1 protein-coding gene is annotated in these 2131 nt (G+C 62.9%); it reads left to right on the top strand.

Going from position 1 to position 2131, the window contains the following annotated elements:
• Positions 1-327: 327 nt before the first annotated feature.
• Positions 328-2131: hypothetical protein (locus GXY33_22945; GenBank protein NLX08010.1), on the top strand; the 1804-nt coding region annotated here is incomplete at its 3' end.

The raw sequence follows: 2131 nt of genomic DNA, 5'->3' as shown, positions 1-2131 counted from the left end.
GTCACCGCCCCGACGAGAGAGCCATAGTACCCCGAACGCGGGCCAAGTCCGGACAGATTCCGTTGCATGACAGGCCAGGATGTGATATAAGAGAGTCGGCGGTTGCGGGAGGTTCAGGGTCGGTCCAGTGGATTGTGGACCCCCGAGTTCAACATAGACGGGACGGAGGACCTGGGTCGATGTGTAGCGGCCGATACATGGTGCAGGGGGAGCATTCACGGCACGATTCCTGCTGCGTTCGGGAGGCATGCCCGCACGACATATCTGTAGCGCGTCGGCACTCGACGCCTGTGCAGTTCCAGTGATCGATTCTGAAGGAGGATTGTCATGTTCAAGAGACTGATGGTTCTGATTCTGTTGTTGGCCGCCCTGTCGGTGACCGCTCCGGCTGCCCAGGCCCAGTTGATCACGGCTGTGGCGCACCGGAACACCGACGCCGACGCCACCGAGGACCCGCAGATCGCGCCGAATCCGCTGGACGAGGGCGCGCTGACCTTTGTGGACCGGACCCACATCTATGCCGACGTGCCGGAGTTCATCATCGGCGCCGAGTACATCATGCTGGCCAACGACAATAAGAACATGTCTGCCTACGAGGTGGACATCACGTTGGCAAAGAGCGCTATCGTCTACGTGTTCGTGGACAACCGCATGGGCGGCGCCGCCGGTGGCCTGGGTGTCGATCCGATCATTACCGGCATGCCCTGGCTGACCGACATGGGTTTCGTCGACATAGGCGAAGACATCGGCATCGACGAGAGCGCCGACGGGAGCATAAACCAGTACTTCTCCATCTTTGCCCTCGAAGTCAAGGCGGGTGTCGTCACGATCGGCGGCTGCACCGAAGGCCATTCGGGGAACATGCTTGGCGCTGCGGTCTTGCCGGCGCCGACGAGCGAGACGGCGACCAACCCCGTGCCGGCCGATGCCGCGACGGATGTGGTGCGCGAGATCGTGCTGCAATGGACGCCGGGCGAGACGGCGGTGACCCACGACGTCTACCTCGGGACCGTCTTCGATGATGTCAACACCGCCAGCCGGGCCAACCCGCTGGGCGTCCTGGTCAGTCAGGGCCAGAGCGATGCCAGCTACGATCCGGATGGTCTTCTCGAATTCGGAACGACCTACTACTGGCGAATCGACGAGGTCAACGCCCCGCCGGATAGTACTATCTTCAAGGGCGAAGTCTGGAGCTTCACGACCGAACCGTTCGCCTATCCGATCACCGGCATCATCGCGACGAGCAACGCGGTTTCCAACGCAGGCGTGGGCCCTGAAAGGACCATCGACGGTTCCGGCCTTGATGCTGCGGATGGGCATTCCACCGACGCCTCGGACATGTGGCTGGGCCTGCCTGCCGGGGACGATCCCGTCTACATCCAGTACGAGTTCGACAAGGTCTACAAGCTCTACGAGATGTGGGTCTGGAACTACAACGTCCAATTCGAGCCGGTGCTCGGGTTCGGGCTCAAGAACGTGACGATCGAATACTCCGCCGATGGAGCCGACTGGACCGCGCTCGGTGACGCCGAGTTGGCCCGGGCCAGCGCACAGGCCGGCTACGCCCATAACAGCGTCGTGGACCTCCAGGGCGTGGCAGCCAGGTCCGTCCGGCTGACCGTCAACAGCAACTGGGGGATGCTCGCTCAGTATGGCCTGAGTGAGGTCCGCTTCTTCTACGTCCCCGTGCAGGCCCGCGAGCCGCAGCCGGCCGATGCCGCAACGAGTATCGATCCGGACACGGTCTTGAGCTGGCGTGCTGGTCGCGAGGCCACCTCGCACGAGGTCTACTTTGGCACCCGCCCGGAGGAGTTGCTGTTGGTCGATACGGTCGATCAGTCCAGCTCCACGCCGGGCGAGTTGGATCTGGGCGCGACGTACTACTGGAGAGTGGACGAGATCGGAGAGGAGACCTGGGTCGGTGAGGTCTGGAGCTTCTCGACGCTGGAATACGTGATGGTTGACGGGTTCGAGGACTACAACGACGACCTCGAGGCCGGCACGACGATCTTCGACACCTGGCTCGACGGCTGGGTCAACGAGACCGGCTCGACGGTCGGCTACCTCAACGCGCCGTTTGCCGAGCGGACCATCGTCCACAGCGGCGTCCAGTCGATGCCTCTTCAGTACG

The organism is Phycisphaerae bacterium (genome assembly GCA_012729815.1).
Lineage (GTDB): Bacteria > Planctomycetota > Phycisphaerae > JAAYCJ01 > JAAYCJ01 > JAAYCJ01.
The sequence above is the reverse complement of the archived record's forward strand: the minus strand, read 5'-3'. Positions and strand labels throughout refer to the sequence as shown.